Annotated in this window: 5 tRNA genes; all 5 read left to right on the forward strand. The window is 50.3% G+C overall.

Annotation, left to right across the window (positions count from 1 at the left end):
* Positions 1–54: 54 nt before the first annotated feature.
* The 5 genes from QM865_RS09135 to QM865_RS09155 all read left to right on the forward strand — a co-directional run bounded on the left by QM865_RS09135 (position 55) and on the right by QM865_RS09155 (position 567).
* Positions 55–127: transfer RNA gene (locus QM865_RS09135), tRNA-Val, on the forward strand.
* A gap of 5 nt (positions 128–132) precedes the next feature.
* Positions 133–203, forward strand: a tRNA-Gly gene (locus tag QM865_RS09140).
* A gap of 34 nt (positions 204–237) precedes the next feature.
* Positions 238–311 (forward strand) — tRNA-Ile (locus QM865_RS09145).
* A gap of 82 nt (positions 312–393) precedes the next feature.
* Positions 394–483, forward strand: a tRNA-Ser gene (locus QM865_RS09150).
* 10 nt (positions 484–493) lie between these two features.
* A tRNA-Met gene (locus tag QM865_RS09155) sits at positions 494–567 on the forward strand.
* Positions 568–614: the final 47 nt, after the last annotated feature.

The following is a 614-nucleotide window of genomic DNA, read 5'->3' on the forward strand; positions in this document are numbered from 1 at the left end:
GCCGGAAGTAGTTGGGGGTTGCCCCCTGTGAGATATGGAAGTCGCTTAGCTCTAGGGAGTTTAGCTCAGCTGGGAGAGCATCTGCCTTACAAGCAGAGGGTCAGCGGTTCGATCCCGTTAACTCCCATTTAAGCGGGTGTAGTTTAGTGGTAAAACTACAGCCTTCCAAGCTGTTGTCGCGAGTTCGATTCTCGTCACCCGCTTTGAACTTTGTTCTTTGTACCAAGTTTTTAACTTGGGCGCGTAGCTCAGGTGGTTAGAGCGCACGCCTGATAAGCGTGAGGTCGGTGGTTCGAGTCCACTCGTGCCCATAGTGTTTAGTCCATTACTAGAGAATTGAAACATTATCTTTTCACTAAGAGGACACGGGTTTGTTCCCGTATAAACTATTTTGGAGGATTACCCAAGTCCGGCTGAAGGGAACGGTCTTGAAAACCGTCAGGCGTGTAAAAGCGTGCGTGGGTTCGAATCCCACATCCTCCTTTTTTATTAACGCGGGATGGAGCAGCTCGGTAGCTCGTCGGGCTCATAACCCGAAGGTCGTAGGTTCAAATCCTGCTCCCGCAATAAGGCTCGGTAGCTCAGTTGGTAGAGCAATGGATTGAAGCTCCATG

This window comes from Streptococcus mitis, assembly GCF_047462815.1.
Taxonomy (GTDB): domain Bacteria; phylum Bacillota; class Bacilli; order Lactobacillales; family Streptococcaceae; genus Streptococcus; species Streptococcus mitis_DO.